This window comes from Pseudidiomarina insulisalsae (assembly GCF_003987065.1).
Lineage (GTDB): Bacteria > Pseudomonadota > Gammaproteobacteria > Enterobacterales > Alteromonadaceae > Pseudidiomarina > Pseudidiomarina insulisalsae.
In genome coordinates this window covers 179,712-197,957 of sequence record NZ_PIPY01000001.1, presented here as the reverse complement: position 1 = coordinate 197,957, position 18,246 = coordinate 179,712, and the positions used below count along the sequence as shown (strand labels likewise).

At 51.2% G+C, this 18,246-nt stretch carries 18 protein-coding genes; 7 read left to right on the top strand and 11 right to left on the bottom strand.

Features of this window, described 5'->3' with window-relative positions:
- The first annotated feature begins 7 nt into the window (after window positions 1–7).
- Entirely contained in the window at window positions 8–202 is a 195-nt protein-coding gene (locus tag CWI71_RS00870; protein WP_126753358.1) for a zinc ribbon domain-containing protein, read from the top strand.
- Window positions 203–246: 44 nt separating this feature from the next.
- On the opposite strand, the gene CWI71_RS00865 is transcribed toward CWI71_RS00870, so the two are convergent.
- From CWI71_RS00865 to CWI71_RS00855, 3 genes are read right to left on the bottom strand one after another with little or no spacing between them, the layout of a single operon-like run.
- Complete coding sequence (locus CWI71_RS00865) at window positions 247–3,378, bottom strand: efflux RND transporter permease subunit (protein ID WP_126753357.1); 3,132 nt, start codon at window positions 3,376–3,378, stop codon at window positions 247–249.
- Window positions 3,379–3,387: 9 nt separating this feature from the next.
- Entirely contained in the window at window positions 3,388–4,305 is a 918-nt protein-coding gene (locus CWI71_RS00860) for an efflux RND transporter periplasmic adaptor subunit (RefSeq protein ID WP_126753356.1), read from the bottom strand.
- Window positions 4,302–5,549, bottom strand: a complete 1,248-nt coding sequence (locus CWI71_RS00855) for a TolC family protein (RefSeq protein WP_126753355.1) — start codon at window positions 5,547–5,549, stop codon at window positions 4,302–4,304. The genes CWI71_RS00860 and CWI71_RS00855 overlap by 4 nt, the downstream gene beginning before the upstream one ends.
- Before the next feature lie 242 nt (window positions 5,550–5,791).
- Here CWI71_RS00855 and CWI71_RS12035 point away from each other — a divergent pair, with 242 nt between their 5' ends.
- A complete protein-coding gene (locus CWI71_RS12035) occupies window positions 5,792–6,031 on the top strand; it encodes a hypothetical protein (RefSeq protein ID WP_198678699.1) in 240 nt (79 codons plus the stop codon).
- 91 nt (window positions 6,032–6,122) lie between these two features.
- Here CWI71_RS12035 and CWI71_RS00845 read toward each other — a convergent pair whose 3' ends face one another.
- Together CWI71_RS00845 and CWI71_RS00840 are read right to left on the bottom strand one after the other, a co-directional pair.
- Window positions 6,123–6,908: an SDR family oxidoreductase gene (locus CWI71_RS00845; RefSeq protein WP_126753353.1), complete on the bottom strand. Its 786-nt coding sequence runs from the start codon at window positions 6,906–6,908 to the stop codon at window positions 6,123–6,125.
- A gap of 22 nt (window positions 6,909–6,930) precedes the next feature.
- A complete protein-coding gene (locus tag CWI71_RS00840) occupies window positions 6,931–7,233 on the bottom strand; it encodes a hypothetical protein (RefSeq protein ID WP_126753352.1) in 303 nt (100 codons plus the stop codon).
- A 113-nt stretch (window positions 7,234–7,346) separates the two neighbouring features.
- Between CWI71_RS00840 and CWI71_RS00835 the strand changes: the two genes are divergently transcribed.
- Together CWI71_RS00835 and CWI71_RS00830 are read left to right on the top strand one after the other, a co-directional pair.
- Window positions 7,347–7,628, top strand: coding sequence for a PepSY domain-containing protein (locus CWI71_RS00835; protein WP_126753351.1), 282 nt, complete (start codon window positions 7,347–7,349; stop codon window positions 7,626–7,628).
- The gene (locus tag CWI71_RS00830; RefSeq protein ID WP_126753350.1) at window positions 7,615–8,154 is read left to right on the top strand and encodes a cytochrome b/b6 domain-containing protein; all 540 of its coding nucleotides are present in this window, start codon (window positions 7,615–7,617) and stop codon (window positions 8,152–8,154) included. The genes CWI71_RS00835 and CWI71_RS00830 overlap by 14 nt, the downstream gene beginning before the upstream one ends.
- On the opposite strand, the gene CWI71_RS00825 is transcribed toward CWI71_RS00830, so the two are convergent.
- The 3 genes from CWI71_RS00825 to upp form a co-directional block, all read right to left on the bottom strand.
- Entirely contained in the window at window positions 8,151–9,515 is a 1,365-nt protein-coding gene (locus CWI71_RS00825) for a serine hydrolase domain-containing protein (RefSeq protein WP_126753349.1), read from the bottom strand. The genes CWI71_RS00830 and CWI71_RS00825 overlap by 4 nt on opposite strands.
- A gap of 127 nt (window positions 9,516–9,642) precedes the next feature.
- Entirely contained in the window at window positions 9,643–10,068 is a 426-nt protein-coding gene (locus tag CWI71_RS00820; protein WP_126753348.1) for an OsmC family protein, read from the bottom strand.
- A gap of 63 nt (window positions 10,069–10,131) precedes the next feature.
- Complete coding sequence (gene upp / locus CWI71_RS00815) at window positions 10,132–10,761, bottom strand: uracil phosphoribosyltransferase (protein ID WP_126753347.1); 630 nt, start codon at window positions 10,759–10,761, stop codon at window positions 10,132–10,134.
- Window positions 10,762–10,863: 102 nt separating this feature from the next.
- On the opposite strand from upp, the gene CWI71_RS00810 reads away from it, so the two are divergent.
- Together CWI71_RS00810 and katG are read left to right on the top strand one after the other, a co-directional pair.
- Window positions 10,864–12,765, top strand: a complete 1,902-nt coding sequence (locus CWI71_RS00810; RefSeq protein ID WP_126753346.1) for a GGDEF domain-containing protein — start codon at window positions 10,864–10,866, stop codon at window positions 12,763–12,765.
- A gap of 105 nt (window positions 12,766–12,870) precedes the next feature.
- Window positions 12,871–15,093 (top strand): catalase/peroxidase HPI, encoded by a 2,223-nt coding sequence (gene katG, locus CWI71_RS00805; RefSeq protein WP_126753345.1) that lies wholly within the window; start codon window positions 12,871–12,873, stop codon window positions 15,091–15,093.
- A gap of 68 nt (window positions 15,094–15,161) precedes the next feature.
- Here katG and CWI71_RS00800 read toward each other — a convergent pair whose 3' ends face one another.
- The 3 genes from CWI71_RS00800 to CWI71_RS00790 form a co-directional block, all read right to left on the bottom strand.
- Window positions 15,162–15,761 (bottom strand): outer membrane beta-barrel protein, encoded by a 600-nt coding sequence (locus CWI71_RS00800; protein WP_126753344.1) that lies wholly within the window; start codon window positions 15,759–15,761, stop codon window positions 15,162–15,164.
- Window positions 15,762–15,866: 105 nt separating this feature from the next.
- A complete protein-coding gene (locus CWI71_RS00795; protein WP_126753506.1) occupies window positions 15,867–16,289 on the bottom strand; it encodes a secondary thiamine-phosphate synthase enzyme YjbQ in 423 nt (140 codons plus the stop codon).
- Between the two features lie 18 nt (window positions 16,290–16,307).
- Window positions 16,308–17,396 carry a GGDEF domain-containing protein gene (locus tag CWI71_RS00790; RefSeq protein ID WP_126753343.1) on the bottom strand — a complete coding sequence of 363 codons (1,089 nt, stop codon included), beginning with the start codon at window positions 17,394–17,396 and terminating at the stop codon, window positions 16,308–16,310.
- A 124-nt stretch (window positions 17,397–17,520) separates the two neighbouring features.
- Between CWI71_RS00790 and CWI71_RS00785 the strand changes: the two genes are divergently transcribed.
- Window positions 17,521–18,237 carry a metalloregulator ArsR/SmtB family transcription factor gene (locus CWI71_RS00785; protein ID WP_126753342.1) on the top strand — a complete coding sequence of 239 codons (717 nt, stop codon included), beginning with the start codon at window positions 17,521–17,523 and terminating at the stop codon, window positions 18,235–18,237.
- Window positions 18,238–18,246: the final 9 nt, after the last annotated feature.

Sequence of the window (18,246 nt, the reverse complement as noted above, 5' to 3'; positions counted from 1 at the left end):
GGTTGACATGTCATTGACCCACGAAGCAGAGTTCAGTTGCCCGTATTGTATGGCGCCCAACAGTATTGAAATTGATCCCATCAACGACGTCGCGCAGCAACAAATCGTTGACTGCCAGATTTGTTGTCAGCCAATTGAGATTATTATTAGCGAAGGAATGGACGGCGACTTTGAGATTATCGCCCGCACCGATGATGAATAATGACCTCTACCCCGAATGGGGGCAGAGGTCAGCTCTCTTATGATTTATGGATTCTGACGGCGTAGCCGGTTTGTCAGACTGTAAAGTGCCGGAAGCACTAGGAGTGTAAGCAAGGTCGAAGAAACAATGCCACCAATTACAACAGTGGCAAGCGGACGTTGTACTTCAGCACCGGTGCCGACGTTAAAGGCCATGGGAACAAAGCCCAGACTGGCGACCAGCGCCGTCATCAATACCGGTCTGAGTCGCGTTCGAGCGCCATCAAAAATAGCCTTACCTACTGTTAAACCACGCTGACGTAACTGCTCAATGAAGGACAGCATGACGACCCCGTTCAGCACGGCGATACCTGATAACGCAATAAATCCTACCGCTGCCGATATGGATAAAGGCATATCGCGCAGAAGCAGAGCAAAGATACCACCCGTTAATGCCAGGGGTACGCCGGTAAAAATGATCAGCGCATTTCGCAGCGAGTTGAAGGCGGTGTAAAGTAAGCCCAAGATCAACAATAGCGCAAGCGGCACTACCAGCGCTAAACGCTGCGATGCCGATTCCAGCTGTTCGAATGTGCCACCATATTCAACCCAGTAGCCAGCGGGAAGCTCCAGCTGTTGCTGTAACTGTGTGCGAACGTCATTAACGAATGATCCCAGATCACGCTCGGCGACATTAGCACTGACAATAATATTGCGCTTACCTGACTCGCGATTGATTTGGTTGGGTCCCAAATCTAATGACAATATGGCAATTTCGCCTAATGGCACGTATCGTAAGTCGAGATTATCAGTCGCTGAAACCGCCACCGGTAACTGTTCCAGTGCGCTTATGTCTTCACGCCATGCGTCATCAAGGCGCAACATCAAACGAAATCGCTTGTCACCCTCGTAAATGACACCAGTTTGAACGCCTCCGATCGCCGCTTGAACAGCTTGTTGCACATCACTGACTGTCAGACCTAGCAAGGCTAAATGATCACGCTGTGGCTCTACCGAGAGGGTTGGTAAGCCGGTCATTTGTTCAGCTCGTACATCGCTTGCACCAGTGATTTGCCGAATCACACCAACAGCTTCATCGCCAAGTGCCTTCAATTGCGCCAGGTCATCACCATAAATACGAACGGCCAGATCTGCACGAACGCCAGCTATGAGTTCATTGAAACGCATTTCGATAGGCTGAGTAAACTCGTAATTGTTTCCGGGAACCCCGGTCACCCGGTCTCGTATCTCTGCAACCAAGTGAACCTTGGGTTTCGCAGGATCGGGCCACTCATCACGAGGCTTCAGAATTATGATTGTATCTGCAACGCTTGGAGGCATGGGGTCAGTGGCGACGTCGGGCGTGCCTATTTTCGAATAGACCCGCTGGACTTCCGGAATGCGGTCAATGACTTTCTCTAATTGAATTTGCATTTCGACCGATTGCTGCAGGCCAGTACCAGGAATTCGTAGCGCATGCATGGCGATATCGCCTTCATCGAGTTGCGGCAGGAATTCGCTGCCCATGCGCGTCGCTTGAAACGTTGCAGTAGCAAATAAAGCCACGCCGATGACGATGATCAATAGCGGTTGACGTAATGAAAAGCGCAGAACAGGTTCATAAAGGCGTCGTGCGTTGCGCATCAGCCAATTTTCCTGATGGGTGACTTTACCCCGCACGAAAATAGCGATAGCGGCGGGTACGAACGTCACGGCAAAAATTAGCGCCCCTAACAAAGCAAAGACGACGGTAAATGCCATGGGATGGAACATTTTGCCTTCAACGCCGGTTAACGCAAAGATCGGCAAGTAAACAAGCATAATGATCAATACACCAAATGTGGCGGGTTTGAAAACTTCTCGCGTACTTGCAAAGACCTCCTCGAGTCGCTCCCGGGTTGTCAGTAAGCGCCCGTAATGCTGTTGCGCCAGCCCCAGGCGACGCAGTGCGTTTTCGACGACAATGACCGCGCCATCCACAATGATACCAAAGTCGATAGCCCCCAGGCTCATCAGGTTACCAGACACACGGTTTGCGGCCATACCGCTAATGGCGAACAACATACTAAGCGGAATAACCATTGCGGTAATTAGCGCAGCACGGAAATTGCCCAGTAGTAGAAACAGAATGACAATAACCAGTACCGCGCCCTCGAACAGATTTTTTTCGATGGTCGCGATGGTTTTATCAACAAGGTTCGTGCGGTCATATAGTGCTTCGATAACGACACCATCCGGTAAACTGCGTTGCACGTCTTCCAGGCGCTCGCCGACGCGCTTGGCAACTAGCCGACTGTTCTCACCAATGAGCATCATGGCAGTGCCAAGAACGACTTCTTCACCGTTAGAGGTTGCTGCCCCTGTGCGCAACTCTTTTCCGAATTGAACGTTGGCAACGTCGCTAACGCGCACTGGAGCGTCGTCTCGCTTGGCGACCACGACATCACCAATCTCTTCCAATGTCTGCAGTTGTCCGGGTGAGCGCACAAGCCACTGCTCACCATTACGTTCAATGTAACCGGCTCCGGCATTAGCGTTATTAAGTTCCAATGCCCGCAAAACATCCGCCATACTAAGTTTGTAAGCCAGCAGCTTGCCGGGCTGCGGGGCAACTTGATACTCGCGTTCAAAACCACCATGGGTATTGATTTCTGTTACACCAGGAACTTTGACCAATTGAGGACGAATCACCCAGTCTTGTAAGGTCCGCAAACTTTCGGCAGTGAATGGTTGGCCGTCAGCATCCCTGGCGCCAGGCTCAGCTCTCACAATGTAAGTGAAAACTTCGCCCAGTCCACTGGCGATAGGCCCGAGTGCTGGTTCTATTTCATCGGGAAGGCGGCCCCGGATGGCTTGTAAGCGCTCACTAATTTGTTGGCGCGCCCAATAGATATCCGTTCCCTCATTGAACACCACGGTCACCTGCGACAACGCATACCTTGAAATCGAGCGGGTATAATCCAGTTCGGGAATACCGGCCATCGCATTTTCGATGATGTAAGTGACACGCTGCTCCGTTTCGAGAGGGGAGTAGCCAGGCGTTTCAGTGTTTATCTGTACCTGTACGTTGGTAATGTCCGGAACTGCGTCAATCGGCAGTTTAGTGGCGCTGTAAAAGCCAAAGCCAGCGACCAGTAGGGTGGCGGCCAGCACGAGCCAACGGCGCTCGATCGCAAAGCGAATCAGTGCATCGATCATGCTTTTCTCCTAATGGTGGTGGCCGGCACCGGCTTTTAAAATATCCGCTTTTAGCAGAAAGCTATTGTGAGTGACATAGGGGGTATCAGCTTCAATGCCGCTTAGCACCTCAACAAACTCACCATCGTCACGACCAAGTTCTAACGGCCGTGCGGTAAAAGTATTCCCTTCCTGCACAAAGACGACAGTGTCGCCGCGGAATGTTTGCAACGCATCACGCGCAACTGCTAGCGCTACTTCTTTGGTGTCGGAAAAAACATCAGTTTTGACGTGCATCCCCGGCCGCCAGTGACCTTGCGGATTAGCAATTTGAACGCGGGCACGCGCAATATGACCACCGGTCATTTGCGGAGCGATATACGAGATCTGACCGGAAGCATGCTCATGTTTATGCAAGTCATAGACCCGTGCCTGCTGGCCTTTTTGCAGCGCTTCGATACCCTCTGGAAAAGCAGAAAGCTCTACCCAAACTTCACTGAAGTCGGTAATTTTGAGTAAGGTTTGATGTTGTGCAAACTCGCCCCTGTTCGCCTCTCTGAATGTCACTTCACCGCTTATCGGGCTGGTTAGAGAATACTCTCGTCCACTTGCAGCGTTGCGAATGGTTATCAAGGTTTCACCTTGTTGTACTTTGTCGCCAATATTGACGCGGACGTCGGTCACTTGCCCCGGATAGGTAGCAGAAATAGCGACTTGATATGAATTAACCGGCGCTATAACGCCAAACAGGGTTTGCGTGAACTGCAGTGATTTTGCGCCGACCGGTTCGATTTTAAAATTCGCATCAGCGATAGCTGCAGGCGTTAAGGTGGTGCTCGAACTCTCTTCATCATGATGTTCGTGATCGTCTTCGGAGACTGCGAACGCCGGACTGTTTAACGTGCCTAGCAGGCACAGGACAAGGACTAAATAGTATTTAAATTTCATAAGGATGCTTCCACAAATGTATGACCGGTCAGGCGCTCAAGCTCTAAGAGGCTTCGATAAATAGCGTACTGACGCTGCAGTTGTTCTTGTTCCAGGCTTGCAAGTTCATTCTGTGCGTCAAGAACTTGCAGCAGCGAATAGATGCCATCCTCATAGCCAGCGAGGGTAGTCTGCTCGAGTTCGCGTGCTGTCGGTATGAGTTGGCTTTGCAACTGCTTTAAAAAACGTTGGTCGGTTTCAGCACGTGCCTGTAAAACCCGAGCTCGGGCACGAAGCTCCTGACGTACCTTGCGTTGCTGAAGATGAAGTGAATCACGTTCAGCTTTATTGGCGGCCAGATGACCTGCTTGAGGGTTGCTTAATTGCCAGGGTATAGAAGCTTGCAGCACAAACCCAAGGTCATCTGCTGCTGCACTGTAACGAATACCACCGCCAAGAGTCAGGTCTGCGGTTGCAGCGGCTTCTAACGCATTTAACTTCGCTGCTAAAACGCGTTCGGAATCAAATAAACGTAATAGTTCAGGGGCCTCGTTTACGGCTTGGTCAAGCGCTGCTAAACCGGGAACTGCAGGCTGCTCAGCAAAATTACCTAGCAGGGTATTAAAGTCGGGCATAGCTGCCCACATAGCGCTGAGATGAATCCTGGCTTCAGCCAAACGCCCCTCGGCATTGCTCATTTCAGCGGCAATACGTTGCTGCTGCAAACGAACCCTGAGCATTTCTCCGGCTGGAGCAGCTCCAAGTTTCACGCGCTCCTGCGCAAGTGCAAAGGAATGTTCCAGCCGCTGTTGCTGTTGCGCATACCAATCCACAAGCTGTTGTAGCTTTAAAGCATGGTAATAACGCGCTGTGGTTTCTGCGAGAACTTCGACTTTACTGTAATTGAATTCAGCCGTAACGCGCTGCGTTTCAGCCTCGGCTAACGCTATGCGCTGCTCGCGTTTTGCTCCCAACTCAATCAGTTGACTGAAGGACAAGGTGGTTTGCAAATTTTCGAAGGCGCGATTTTTGCCTGTACCCAAGACATTTTCTACTTCGATACTCAGTTCCGGGTTCGGGCGTAAGCTAGCCTGTAATTTTGCTGCTTCAGCAATGCGTTGCTGAAACGGATATTGCGCTAATTCGGGATTGTCATGTAAGGCCCTGGTAAGGGCGTCACGCAACGTTAACGGTTCGGCTATCGCTGGAGCGCTGGCAGAAACCAGAAATAAACACACAGCAATAGCACAACGGAAAATCGTCATGCGGTTTTCTCCACAATGTTATAAATCGTAATGACAGTTATTGGTCAGGTGTGGAGCAACGTGTTCGGTGGCGGAACGGGGGGTTGGTAATAGGTCTGAACCAGGGAAAATGGTTCCGGCGTGTAGCGCATAGCAGTGTGCTGGCGGTGGGGAACCGTCGCAGCATAACCAGTTAAACAACTAACATGCGCATGGAATTCGCCCTGATGATCGTGTGGCGTTGTATCATCGGCAGACAGACTATGAAACTGAGTGTTATCGTAGGCGTAATCGAAGCTATGCATGGCATCTTGCATATGACCAGCAGCAACCGCACAGGTAAAAAGCCCGTGCAAAAGCATAATAATAATCAGAGCATTCGCGGTCTTGTACACGTACTTCAGAAGTTCTCTATGGATTTCAGTCTAGCTCTATCATATCAGCAGATGACGCATGGCCTCAATATCTGTGTCGCGACGCATGTGGTGCAAGATGGTGAATAGCGAAAGATGCAGTCGGCGGCGTCGGTATTTCTCGGCGGTGGTCGCTTAGCAGTTGATCAGTAGCTGGCGAGAAAGCTTGAAACTCTGCAGCTTAGCGGGAGATCCAGCGGTTGCTGGCACGCACCAGGCGCGCGGGTGAAAGCTTGCTGGCGAGGGCCATCAGCTTGGTTTGTGTGCCCACCGTCCAGTGCACGCGACCACCGCGATAATGCGCCATTTTAAAAATGCTGCGGGCAATTATTTCGGGAGTCAGGCGCACGCCCAGACGGCGAATACTGTCGCCCTGCATATCTTCAATCATTCCGGTTTTGACGAAAAGTGGCATGGCGTCCATGACTTTAATACCGTCATCTGCCCATTCCAGCTCCAGGGCCTCGGTGATGGCGCGTACCGCGAATTTACTGGCTGAATAACCTGCCAGCCAGGGTTGGCCATAGATAGCACTGGCGGAACTCATATTAATAACCCGAGGCATTTCGCCCGCGCCTGCAGCGGCCTGCAAATAAGGATAGGCCAGGTAACAGCCCGCCAGCACACCGTTAACATTGACACTGATCATACGCTGCAGGTCGGCCAGTGACGTAGCGTGTAGTGCACCCGAATAGAGAATGCCAGCATTGTTGAACAGTACCTGTAGCTTACCGTCGCTATGGCTGACGAAATCAGCTAGCGCAGCCTGCCAGGAAGCATTGTCGGTGACTTCAAGCGTGCCGGTGACCAATTGTCCCGGCAAGCCAGCACTCACCTCTTGCTCTAGCTTTGTTAGCCCGCCACTATCGCAGTCATAAGCGCCAACCCGCCAACCTGCGCTGAGAAATCGCAGCGCCGTCGCACGGCCAATGCCTGCCGCGGCGCCGGAAATAAAAATTGTCTTCATAGACTGTGTCCAATGTTGCTAATCACAGCTTGTCGCCGTGGCGTTGTTGGTGACGCGCATCGCCACGCTGCTGGGCTTCTGCTGAGCGAGTGAAGCGCGGGTTGGCTTTCTCTTCATGTTCCATTAATAACAGCGTGAGATAAATTTTCGTCGGTAGCGAGAGTACAATACCGATAGCGCTCATGGCGGCGCCAATAATAAAACCGTGGTGCCCGATGGTATCGCTGGCGAAAGTCACCGCAAGCACAATATGCCCGCAGATGAGCAGGGTGATACCTAGCGCCATCGATAGCTTTAATAGCCTTACCTGTGTTGTCTCATTCATGCCGGTGATTGCTTCGTTTTATTGATGAAAATCAATACTTTTTTGCTACCCTTAAGGAAAGCCTAAGAAACTTCATCTAATCTGTAAAAAACCACTCTCATAAGGAGCCTATGATGAAAGTTACGATGTTAGCAACACTTATTGCGGCAACAGGTTTACTTACCGCCTGTAGCACTGCCCATGAAACAACCCAGTGCACCACCGCACCACAGTCGGAATGGTTGGATCAGGCTGAGTTTCAGGCCCGTCTGGTAAATGAAGGTTACCAAATCAACGAGTTTAAGGTGACCGAAGGCAACTGCTACGAAATCTATGGTATGGATGCCGACGGTAACAAAGTCGAAATTTACTATAACCCCGTAGACGGATCGGTGGTTAAGAGTGAGTCGCACTAAGCAGGATACGGTGCGGATCTGGCACCCGCTGATCCGTGTTATTCACTGGTGGTTGGTGGCAGCTTTTGTCGCCAACTACTTTTTACTTGAAGCCGGCAGTCAAATCCATCAGTGGGTTGGCTATAGCGCAGTCACGGCTATTGTGATTCGCATTATCTGGGGCTTTTTCGGCAAAGGTTACGGCAGTTTCCGACAAGTTGATCTGACCCGCGAGGCCTTTGAAGAGCATCTCACACATCTCAAACAGCGCAATATACCTGCACAGAGTGGTCACAATCCCGTCGGCTGGTTGATGATCTTTGTTGTCATCGTGCTGTTTGTCGCGCTCGGGATAACGGGTTTCATGATGGAAGAGATTGACGCCTTTTTCGGCAATGCAACACTCGAACTGATTCACGAGTGGCTCGCGCATAGCCTCTATGTCGCGGCACTGATTCATATTTTCGCCGTGCTTACCGTCGGTTGGATCGGCCGCATCCAACTGATACGGCCAATGCTTACTGGCAAACGTCAGTCGAAAGGTTAGCCTTGTTGAATGCGTTTGAGTACGCGCTGCGCAAACCCCTGCTCAGGGTGGCGGATGATATGCATTTGGAGTAACTGCTCCGCAGCTTCCTGGTAACCCTCGCGAGCAGCAGACATGGCAAAGACAATAAATTGCAGGTCGCCAATAAACTGGCCTCGTTGTTGGTACCACAGGTCTGGTTCGCGCGTCACTTGTGAAACTTCATCTGCGGTCACCTTTTGCCACAGCCAGGCAAGCGGATGTTCGTTAGTTTCCGGGGCGACAAAATCACGGTCATTGGTCAGCTCGCGAGCAATGCCCGGGAATACAAAAAGCGGTGCGTTATATAAGTTCGACAACATCACCAGGCGGTACTGATGACCATCGATCTGCCAGTCGAAAATACCGGCACCGCTGCCGGCTGTGGTACCGCCTTTGGAGCGATATTCAACATTGTCATAAGAGCATAGTTCCCAAACAAGACCTATGTCACAACCGAGACTCTCGAAATGGCTGCGTTTTCGCGTGCTTTGTTGCAGCATTTGGGGCGACACAATGTCGCCATCTAACAGCCCTGCGTGAAAGCGGGCCAAGTCTCCAATGGTAATGTAAAAACCCCCATCGGGGCCGGGACGTGCGTCATTCTTTTCAGCTGAGATAGGAGATACGTCGCCAAACGGACTCACTGCGAGCGCTGCGGGACGTGAGTTGTAATCTTGATCTGGCTGAAAGCGGTGAAGGTTAATGTCCAGCGGCGTGGCTACGTAAGCATCAAACAGCTCGAGCCAACTACGCTGCTGTGGGTCAACTTTTTCAGCAATGCGCATCAATATCCAAAATGCGCTGTTGCTATAAGAAAAGCCTTGTTCAGGTGCAAACTCTACACCTTCCGATCGAATCAGCTGCAAAAAGTCGTCAATAGTGCGCTGCTCTAATGAATAGTTTCCCGCGCCAAAGTAATTGCCATAGCCGGACGTGTGCGACAATAACTGAGCGATAGTGATTTGTTCGGCGTTCTCCATGCCGCTGTTGGGCCAGTACTCTGCGATGGTGCCATCGAGCGCAAGCTGACCTTCTTCCACTTTATTGAGGATAACGGCCAGTGTTAGCAGCTTGCCGACCGAACCCATATTAAACGGGGTTGAAACATCAACTGGCGCGGCCTTATCATCTTGTCGCTTAACGACAACTGGTTCAAAACTATGACCATCCACGGTTAACATCATGGTTCCCGAGTAAAGGTTGGCCGCCGCGAGATAATCGGCGATCCGCTTTAATTCTGCATGCGCAGTTACGTCGTCATTTCGCGTTTGCGCCGCTGCTGCAGTTGCAAAAACTACTAATACGAGAAAAATAAAACATGATTTGATGTGAGCAGCCATGACCTGGATCCTGTCGTTAAAGCGTTGCTTTAAACATAACAACTACTGAGTAATAGTTGAAGGTTAGGGATGGCAGCTGCAAAGCGGGGGATGAACCCCGCTTTTGATGATAGGTATAAGATGCGTCTTAAGCGTTCAATTGCGCATCCATCGTGATTTCAGCGTTAAACAGTTTCGATACCGGGCAATTCTCTTTGGCTTTATTCGCAGCTTCTAAGAATTTGCTTTTATCAGCACCAGGTATGGATGCTTTTACATCGAGATGAATTTTGGTGATAGCAAAGCCACCGTCTTTCTCTTCTAGCGACACTTTCGCTTCGGTGTAAATGTCTTGTGGCACCATTTTCTCTTCGCCGAGAATCATCGACAGTGCCATTGAGAAGCAACCGGCATGGGCTGCACCAATTAACTCTTCAGGGTTGGTACCTTTGCCGTTTTCAAAGCGTGTGCCGTAAGAGTACTGCTGAGCGTCAAGCACTCCGCTCTGGGTTGAAACTGTGCCTTTACCATCCTTCAAACCACCTTTCCAATTTGCAGTTGCGGTACGTTTCATAAAGCACCTCCTTTTCTGTAAGTGTCCCTATAGTGTAGACGCAAATGCCCGGGAAAGATCAAGTTAGCGGGTACCAAAGATTTTATCGCCCGCATCACCCAGGCCTGGCACGATATACCCTTGTTTGTTTAGGTGGTCATCAAGGGCGGCGGCGTAAATAGGAATTTCAGGGTGGGCCGCCAGTACGCGCTCAACGCCCTCGGGGGCTGCGACCAGAACCAGCACGCGAATATCTTTGCAGCCTTTGTTTTTCAGCATATCGAGTGTTGCGATCATGGTGCCGCCGGTGGCGAGCATGGGATCGATAACAAGGGCGGTGCGACTGCTGATTTCGCCTGCCAGTTTTTCAAAGTAAGTCACCGGCTCGAGGGTTTCTTCGTTGCGATACAGACCCACCACGCTTACTTTCGCGCTAGGGAGTAAGCCAAGAACGCCATCAAGCATGCCAATGCCGGCCCGCAAAATAGGCACGACGGTGACTTTTTTGCCACGCAGACGCTGCACCTCGACTTCGTTGCCTTCCCAACCATCAATGGTATGGGTTTCGAGCGCAAAATCGCTGGTGGCTTCATAGGTGAGCAGGTTACCCAACTCATTAGCCAGCTCGCGGAAGCTTTTCGTGGAAATTCCAGCAGACCGCATGAGTCCCAGTTTATGTTGCACCAGGGGGTGCTTAATTACATGTAGTGCCATGGTTTCCTCTTTGACAAGACTATTTTGGCAAGAACATCGAATGTGATGACGCGTGCGCTCGAAAAGGTTAACCTTAACCGCAGGCCAGGTTAAGAGTATTTTATGACAAATTCGAGCACAGAGCGTCGCGACGAACCACGAAAAAAGTTAACCACGCGTTTATTATGGCACGTGGTGGGCGTTTCGCTTGTGCTTTTGCTGGTAACTATTGCGACGACTTTCTGGCAAGCGTATCCGCAGGCAAAACAGCGCGTGATAGCGCAGCTTCAGGAGGAAGTTGAGGACAAACTGCGCGCGAACCAGATGCACTTGTCCGAAATTGAAACGCAAGGTGAGTTACTGGCGCAGGAATTTCTGGCACGCTACAAGACCTTCGCTGATGACCCGCGCTTCGTCGCTTATTTCGATGCCTGGTTTGAGCAAACCTCTCCCGGGGTGCTGCGCCTGAAAGAAAGCTTTTTCACCGGCACACAGTACGACCAGCATTTTTTTCGCGGTATGAGTGTTTTTGTCGGACCGCGGCCAGCGCCGCTGACCGACGAATTAAAAGCACGCATTGTCATTAGTACCATGGTGCTCAATGATATGGGGCCGGCCTGGCGTTCTGAGGTAACTAACAGCCATTTCTCATTGCCGGAAAACGTTCTCGCGCTGTACTCGCTTGACCAGCCCTGGGGACGGCAAGCGGCAAAAGATCTGATAATCACCAATTTCTCGACCGTTAAATCTACCTTGCAGAAGGATAACCCTGCCCGCACACCTAACTGGACGGGGTTATATCACGATCATTCCGCTGACTTGTGGACCATTACCTATCAGCGCCCCCTTGACTACAACGGTCAGCATTTAGTGAACGCCAGCTTTGATGTCAGTCTGGAAGCGCTGACTGACGATCTGAGCAAAACAACAGTCGCAGGTGTTGAAAGCTACGTATTGAATGAGCGGGGCGCGCTGATTGCCAGCTCGACCCTGGGCAATGGACTCAGTGCTGAGGCCAATACGCTGACCCCGGAAAATTACGCAGATCCGCTGTATCAGAAGATTGCCGCACGTTTATTGCAAGCGCCCGAAAGTGTCACGCAGCAGGTCTGGGACGAAATTGACGATGACTATCTGGTGCTGGTGCAGAAGCTGCAGACCCCCGAGTGGTGGTACTTCTCTGTTTACCCGAAGGCGCTGATTGCCGATCAGGCCTTGTACTTACCGCTGGTGATCGCCGTGATGGGTTGTCTGTTAGTGGCCGTAGTGCTGTTCGTGGTGTTTTATTTCGTTAATCGTGAGGTTTCCCGGCCTCTGACTCAGCTGGCCAGTATGGCGGCGCTAATGAACGAGAAAAATTACGCGGCCATTGCCAAGCAAAGCGCAATTGAAATGCGCAGCTACGGTGAAGTGCGGCAGGTGCTCAACGCGTTTCGTATCATGGCCGCGCGCTTTACCCAAGCTAACGAAGAACTTGAACAGCGCATCGAAGAGCGCACCCGCGACTTGCAAGTGGCCAACCGTAAGCTTGATGAGCTTGCCCATCTGGACGGTCTGACCGGTCTGCTGAACCGGCGCGCGTTTCAGAAGGATGTTGAGAGCGCGCTGAAAGAAACCGATGAGCGCTGTTACTTTGTGCTGGCCGATATTGATGACTTTAAACTGTTTAATGACAACTATGGTCACGAAGCCGGTGATCAGGCGTTGATAGCGCTGAGTCAGCTCTTTAACCAGGTATCGCAGGCGCATGCGTATCGCTATGGTGGCGAAGAGTTTGTCATGTTAATTCGGGCGGAACAGCTAGCAGAGGTTGAGCAGCGGCTGCAAAAGCTACAACGCGCCATTACCGCATTGGCGATTGAGCATCGCTTTAGCTCGAAAGGCTCGCTTGAGGTGCTTACGGTCAGTTTTGGCTGCACCGGCATACGCGCCGACGATACTTTAAGCACACTGATTCAACGCGCCGATAAATCACTGTATCAAGCCAAACAGCAAGGTGGTAACCAGATCGTAATTGCCGATTAGGCTAATCTGTTTTTTCAATTAATTCACACCCTCTCAATCGAAGAGAAGTCGACTATAGTAGAAAAGTTGTATATCGACATCTGCTAAACAACGAGGGTGATAGTCATGTTCCAAAGTAAATTGCCGTTAATTTCGGCGCTGGCGTTAGCGGTTTCCATCGGTGCTGCAAGCACCACAGCCGGCGCACAGGAAGCTAAAAGTAACATGTTCTGGTGGCCAGAGCAGCTCGACCTTACACCGTTACGTGATCACGATGTAAGCTCGAATCCCTATGGTGACGACTTCGATTATGCCAAGGCCTTTCAGCAACTCGATATTGCCGCTGTCAAAGCCGATATCGAAGCACTCATGACCGATTCTCAGGACTGGTGGCCCGCCGACTACGGACACTACGGCCCATTTTTTATTCGTATGGCCTGGCACGGCGCCGGTACGTATCGTGTCAATGATGGCCGCGGTGGTGCAGGGGGCGGTCAACAACGCTTTGAACCACTGAACAGTTGGCCTGACAATGTCAGTCTGGACAAAGCGCGGCGACTGCTTTGGCCAATTAAGCAAAAATATGGACGCAGCATCTCGTGGGCCGATCTGATGGTACTGACCGGGAATGTGGCGCTGGAGTCGATGGGTTTTAAAACCTATGGCTTTGCTGGCGGCCGTGAGGATGACTGGGAGCCTGACATGGTTTATTGGGGTCCCGAAAAGCAATGGCTTGAGGATAAACGTTACAGCGGTGATCGCGAGCTTGAAAAACCCCTTGCCGCCGTGCAAATGGGCCTTATTTACGTGAATCCTGAAGGTCCCAATGGCAACCCTGATCCGCTATTAGCTGCCAAAGATATTCGTGAAACCTTCGGCCGCATGGCGATGAACGATGAAGAAACGGTGGCGCTGATTGCCGGCGGTCACACCTTCGGCAAGGCCCATGGCGCGCATAAGCCCGACGAGTGTCTGGAAGCTGAGCCGGCGGCAGCCCCCATTGAAGAACAGGGTATTGGCTGGAAAAACAGATGTGGTAAAGGCCACTCAGAAGACACCATTACTTCAGGCTTAGAAGGTGCCTGGTCAGTCAGTCCGACGCAGTGGACCATGCAGTACCTTGATAATTTGTTTGGTTTTGAGTGGGAGCAAACGCGTAGCCCGGCGGGCGCCATTCAGTGGATTCCGGTGGACGGTCAGGCGGCCAATCTGGTGCCTGATGCCCATGTTGAAGGCAAACGCCACGCGCCGATCATGTTCACGACTGACCTGTCGCTGAAGTTTGATCCTGAGTACCGCAAAATTGCCAAGCGTTTCCATGAGAATCCGGAAGAATTTGAACTGGCGTTTGCGAAGGCATGGTTCAAGTTGACGCACCGCGACATGGGACCACGCGCGCGCTACATTGTTGACACCTCACCTGCCGAACCGCTGCTGTGGCAGGACCCGTTGCCGGAAGTGGATTACACGCTGATTTCTGATCGCGACGCAGCAGATCTTAAAGCAGCGATTCTGGCCACCGACCTGACGATTCCTGAGCTAGTACGCACTGCCTGGGCTTCGGCTGCAAGCTTCCGCGGCACGGATATGCGCGGTGGCGCGAACGGCGCTCGCATTGCACTGGCCCCACAAAAGGACTGGCCCGTGAATGACCCGGCTGAAGTCGCTAAGGTATTAGCGGTACTGAAACAGGTACAGGCAGACTTTAACCAGCAGGCGCGCGGTAATAAGCAGGTATCTTTGGCGGACGTTATCGTTTTAGGTGGCGCGGCAGCCATTGAAAAAGCCGCCGCCGATGCGGGTCATGATATTCAGGTGCCATTCTATGCGGGCCGAGCCGATGCCACACAGGAAATGACCGAAGTTGCGTCATTCCAGTTCCTCGAGCCAACTGCTGACGGCTTCCGTAACTACTACAGTGCGAATAGCCGTATGTCGCCTGCAGAAATGCTGGTCGATCGTGCTGACTTGCTGACCCTGACTGTTCCGGAAATGACCGCTTTGATTGGTGGTATGCGCGCGCTTGGCGCCAACCACAAAAATGCGAAGCACGGCGTATTTACTGATCAGCCTGGCCAGCTTACCAATGACTTCTTCGTCAACTTGCTAAGCATGGAGACCAGATGGCAACCTTCATCTACTGCTGGTATTTACGAGGGTTATGACCGCAGCTCAGGTGAGCTGAAGTGGACTGCGACACCGGTCGACCTGGTGTTTGGTTCTAACTCAGAGCTGCGGGCGGTTGCTGAAGTTTACGCCATGAGTGATGGCGAAGAGGAATTCGTGAAAGACTTTGTTGCTGCATGGAGCAAAGTGATGACGCTGGATCGTTTCGATCTGCAACATTAAATTGGCAGCTAAGTGACAGTGAACAAGGCGCTCCAGGGCTCGGCCCATGGAGCGCCTTTTTAATACCATTAGAAGGTAAGGCTGAGGCCTATCCGGAACAGTTTATCGTCGGAATTTGCTTCGGCGCCGATAATACCGTGGAAGCGCTCAGTGAATAAGATACGACCTTCCGCTCCGTAGGTGTTATCGTTCACGTCGTCAACATTGACGTGGCTGAGGAAGCCTTTCAGATGAAACACCGAACTGAATGCATGGTTAAAGCCAATTTTGACACCGTAACCGGTATCGCTGGAGTCCATATCCTCTACATCAACATTGTAATGCACCAGCGTTGGCTCAAAAAACAAGTCGGTTTGTTTTGAGGCGCTGTACAGCAAGCCCACACCAGCGCGTAACTGTGCAACATCATAATCGGCACTCATGCCCGAGAAGCTGACGGTGTCACTCAGCTTGTTGTAGGAACCGATAAAATACAGGTAGTCGGACACACGTTTTGACACCTCAAACTCGAAGCCATCAGGGCTGATATCAAACCCCAGATCGCCCTCATCAATATCGGTTGAGAGATAGTTCAGGGTGACGTAATCATACACCGGACGCTCAGAGGCGAAGGCCGCCGGTGTCGTCAGAACGGCAGCAAGTGCAGCCGCAGAAATCAGCTTATTCATAAACACTCCTTTTTATGTGACCACGAAACAGAACCTTTAACTTACCAGGTGCTTGTTGCAGGCAGTTAAGTTCAGTTTTTCTAACAAGTCAATTTTTTACGCATGTCACTGATACGTCAGGGTGAGTACCAGCGTACGGCTACCAGCCTGATCGCGATGCTCACCCAGGTAAATGCCCTGCCAGGTACCCATGTTCAGTTGTCCATCGGTAACCGGAATCGTAAGGCTAGAGCCGAGAATACTGGCTTTAAGATGAGCTGGCATATCGTCAGGGCCTTCACAAGTATGACGGTAATATGCAGCGTTCTCAGGAACCATCTCGTTGAAATGGCTTTCAAAGTCCTGCCGCACCGTAGGGTCGGCGTCTTCGTTAATGGTCAGCGACGCCGAGGTATGTTTGATAAACACATGCAATAGCCCCTGTTGGGCTTGGGTAAGCTCCGGTAGTGCGCCCGTTACATCGCGACTTATTAAGTGAAAACCACGGGACTTGGCGGGAATAATGAGTTCGCGTTGTACCATCTGCATGGCGTTTTTGACCATCCTTTATTGAGATCTTGACACTTCTTTGGCTAATTCGGATTCTTTACTAAGGTCCTGCAATACGGTCACCCGATTACGGCCTTCATCTTTACTGATGTAGAGCGCATTGTCAGCGCGTTTTATCAGGCGGGTCAAGGTTTCGTTGGGCTTACTTTCACTTACTCCGATGCTAATGGTAACGCGTAAGTCGTGGCCGAGGTTGGTCTCCCAGGCATGGCTGGCGATCGCACTGCGCAAGCGTTCGGCAATGGATTCAGCCAAGCTAAGATCCGTTTCCGGTAACAATACCATAAATTCTTCGCCGCCCCATCTGCCTACCAGATCATGCTGGCGCAGCTCGCGCGTGATGATTTTAGCAAGATGCTGAAGCACTTGGTCGCCTTTTTCATGCCCATAAACATCATTGATCAATTTAAAGTGATCGACGTCAAGCAGCATGGCCGATGCTACTAACTGACTGCGCTCTGAACGCGCCAGCTCGGCCTCAGCGAGGGCCGTTACCTGCCGACGATTAAGCAATTGGGTAAGCTCATCTACACTGGCGAGGGTGTTGAGCTTGCGGTTGGCAACCTTAATGGTTCTCACATAATAAAAACCAAGAAAGCCGAATAGTGCCACGACGACCGTTAAATTGAAGAAGTTAAGACCTAACAGTGCTTCATCTGAAATTGGACGTAGTGGCCGATACCAATAACTCAAAAGATAAAGACCGATATAAAAGCACCACTGTACAATCATTGCGGCCAGCGCCATAGGACCGCGCAGGGTTACGGCCAATGCCGGGAAGAAAAGCAACAGATAATAATGAAACCCACTATCCCAACCAATTAATAGCGTTGCCAAGGCTGCATGTAATACTACTTCGGTCCAGATAAGGCCGGTTGCCAGCGTATTCTGACGTTTGCCAAACGCAGAAAACGCCCAGCTGTACATAAGCACGCTGATAACGTTCACCCAGGCCAGAATCCGTGCGTCAAGGTACAAAAAAACACCGAAAAAGATCGTGTTGACGCCGATACCAATCAGGCAGGCCTGACGTGCAAGTTGCCAAAACTGTGGCTGCAGTGCAATGCTGCGTTCCGTGCTCACCATGCAGATTTCCCCTCTGTCATTCGCTATTTAAGCGTAATTCACATCATGCTATTTTGCGAGAAACGTCTTGCACCGAAAATATATGCGGAATACCATATATATAATATTTAAGCCTGAGACGACAATGACAACTCGAGTTTTATTTGTGTGTACGGCGAATTCTGCCCGCTCAATAATGGCAGAAGCTATTCTGCGGCAACTCGGTGGCGCTGATTTCGTGGCGGAAAGTGCTGGTACCGAGCCCGCGCAACCGGACGAAAGAGCACTTGCAGCACTTGAAAAATTAGGGTTTACAACATCAGGGCTGCGCTCAAGCCGTTTAGCTGAGTTTGACGGCCAGCAGTTCGATTACATCATCAGCTTGTGTGATCGAACCCGTCACGAGTGCCAGTCCCGGTTCGCAAGCCAAAACTTTCTGGCATGGGATTTTGCTGATCCTGTGGCAGGTAATACTCTTGAGCTATTTGACAGGACGGCACTGCAGCTTAAAGAACGAATCGAGATGTTTTTACGCGTTCTGTCGCATGCGTCCGATCGGGGACATTTGTTCGACCGCCCGCAGAGTTTTTTTAAAATAATGGCCGATCCGCTACGGTTGCAGATGATTTCTTTGCTTGCGCAACATGGCGAGCTGTGCGTATGCGATCTGGTGGAGGCCACGGGTATGTCGCAACCTAAAGTATCGCGGCATCTGGCTCAGCTTCGTGATTACGGACTTCTGATCGATCGAAAAACCGCAAGATGGGTACATTACCGCATAAATCCTGCATTACCCGACTGGATGCGGCATGTCATCAACACTGTCAACGACTACAATTTAAATTATCAGACAGCAAGGTAAGGACAGGAT

What these genes read in the sequence shown, in the direction of transcription:
- CWI71_RS00870 (WP_126753358.1), top strand. Translation starts at nt 8, where the DNA reads ATGTCATTGACCCACGAAGCAGAGTTCAGTTGCCCGTATTGTATGGCG.
- CWI71_RS00865 (WP_126753357.1), bottom strand. Translation starts at nt 3,378, where the DNA reads ATGATCGATGCACTGATTCGCTTTGCGATCGAGCGCCGTTGGCTCGTG.
- CWI71_RS00860 (WP_126753356.1), bottom strand. Translation starts at nt 4,305, where the DNA reads ATGAAATTTAAATACTATTTAGTCCTTGTCCTGTGCCTGCTAGGCACG.
- CWI71_RS00855 (WP_126753355.1), bottom strand. Translation starts at nt 5,549, where the DNA reads ATGACGATTTTCCGTTGTGCTATTGCTGTGTGTTTATTTCTGGTTTCT.
- CWI71_RS12035 (WP_198678699.1), top strand. Translation starts at nt 5,792, where the DNA reads ATGAAACTGAGTGTTATCGTAGGCGTAATCGAAGCTATGCATGGCATC.
- CWI71_RS00845 (WP_126753353.1), bottom strand. Translation starts at nt 6,908, where the DNA reads ATGAAGACAATTTTTATTTCCGGCGCCGCGGCAGGCATTGGCCGTGCG.
- CWI71_RS00840 (WP_126753352.1), bottom strand. Translation starts at nt 7,233, where the DNA reads ATGAATGAGACAACACAGGTAAGGCTATTAAAGCTATCGATGGCGCTA.
- CWI71_RS00835 (WP_126753351.1), top strand. Translation starts at nt 7,347, where the DNA reads ATGAAAGTTACGATGTTAGCAACACTTATTGCGGCAACAGGTTTACTT.
- CWI71_RS00825 (WP_126753349.1), bottom strand. Translation starts at nt 9,515, where the DNA reads ATGGCTGCTCACATCAAATCATGTTTTATTTTTCTCGTATTAGTAGTT.
- CWI71_RS00820 (WP_126753348.1), bottom strand. Translation starts at nt 10,068, where the DNA reads ATGAAACGTACCGCAACTGCAAATTGGAAAGGTGGTTTGAAGGATGGT.
- upp (WP_126753347.1), bottom strand. Translation starts at nt 10,761, where the DNA reads ATGGCACTACATGTAATTAAGCACCCCCTGGTGCAACATAAACTGGGA.
- CWI71_RS00810 (WP_126753346.1), top strand. Translation starts at nt 10,864, where the DNA reads ATGACAAATTCGAGCACAGAGCGTCGCGACGAACCACGAAAAAAGTTA.
- katG (WP_126753345.1), top strand. Translation starts at nt 12,871, where the DNA reads ATGTTCCAAAGTAAATTGCCGTTAATTTCGGCGCTGGCGTTAGCGGTT.
- CWI71_RS00800 (WP_126753344.1), bottom strand. Translation starts at nt 15,761, where the DNA reads ATGAATAAGCTGATTTCTGCGGCTGCACTTGCTGCCGTTCTGACGACA.
- CWI71_RS00795 (WP_126753506.1), bottom strand. Translation starts at nt 16,289, where the DNA reads ATGCAGATGGTACAACGCGAACTCATTATTCCCGCCAAGTCCCGTGGT.
- CWI71_RS00790 (WP_126753343.1), bottom strand. Translation starts at nt 17,396, where the DNA reads ATGGTGAGCACGGAACGCAGCATTGCACTGCAGCCACAGTTTTGGCAA.
- CWI71_RS00785 (WP_126753342.1), top strand. Translation starts at nt 17,521, where the DNA reads ATGACAACTCGAGTTTTATTTGTGTGTACGGCGAATTCTGCCCGCTCA.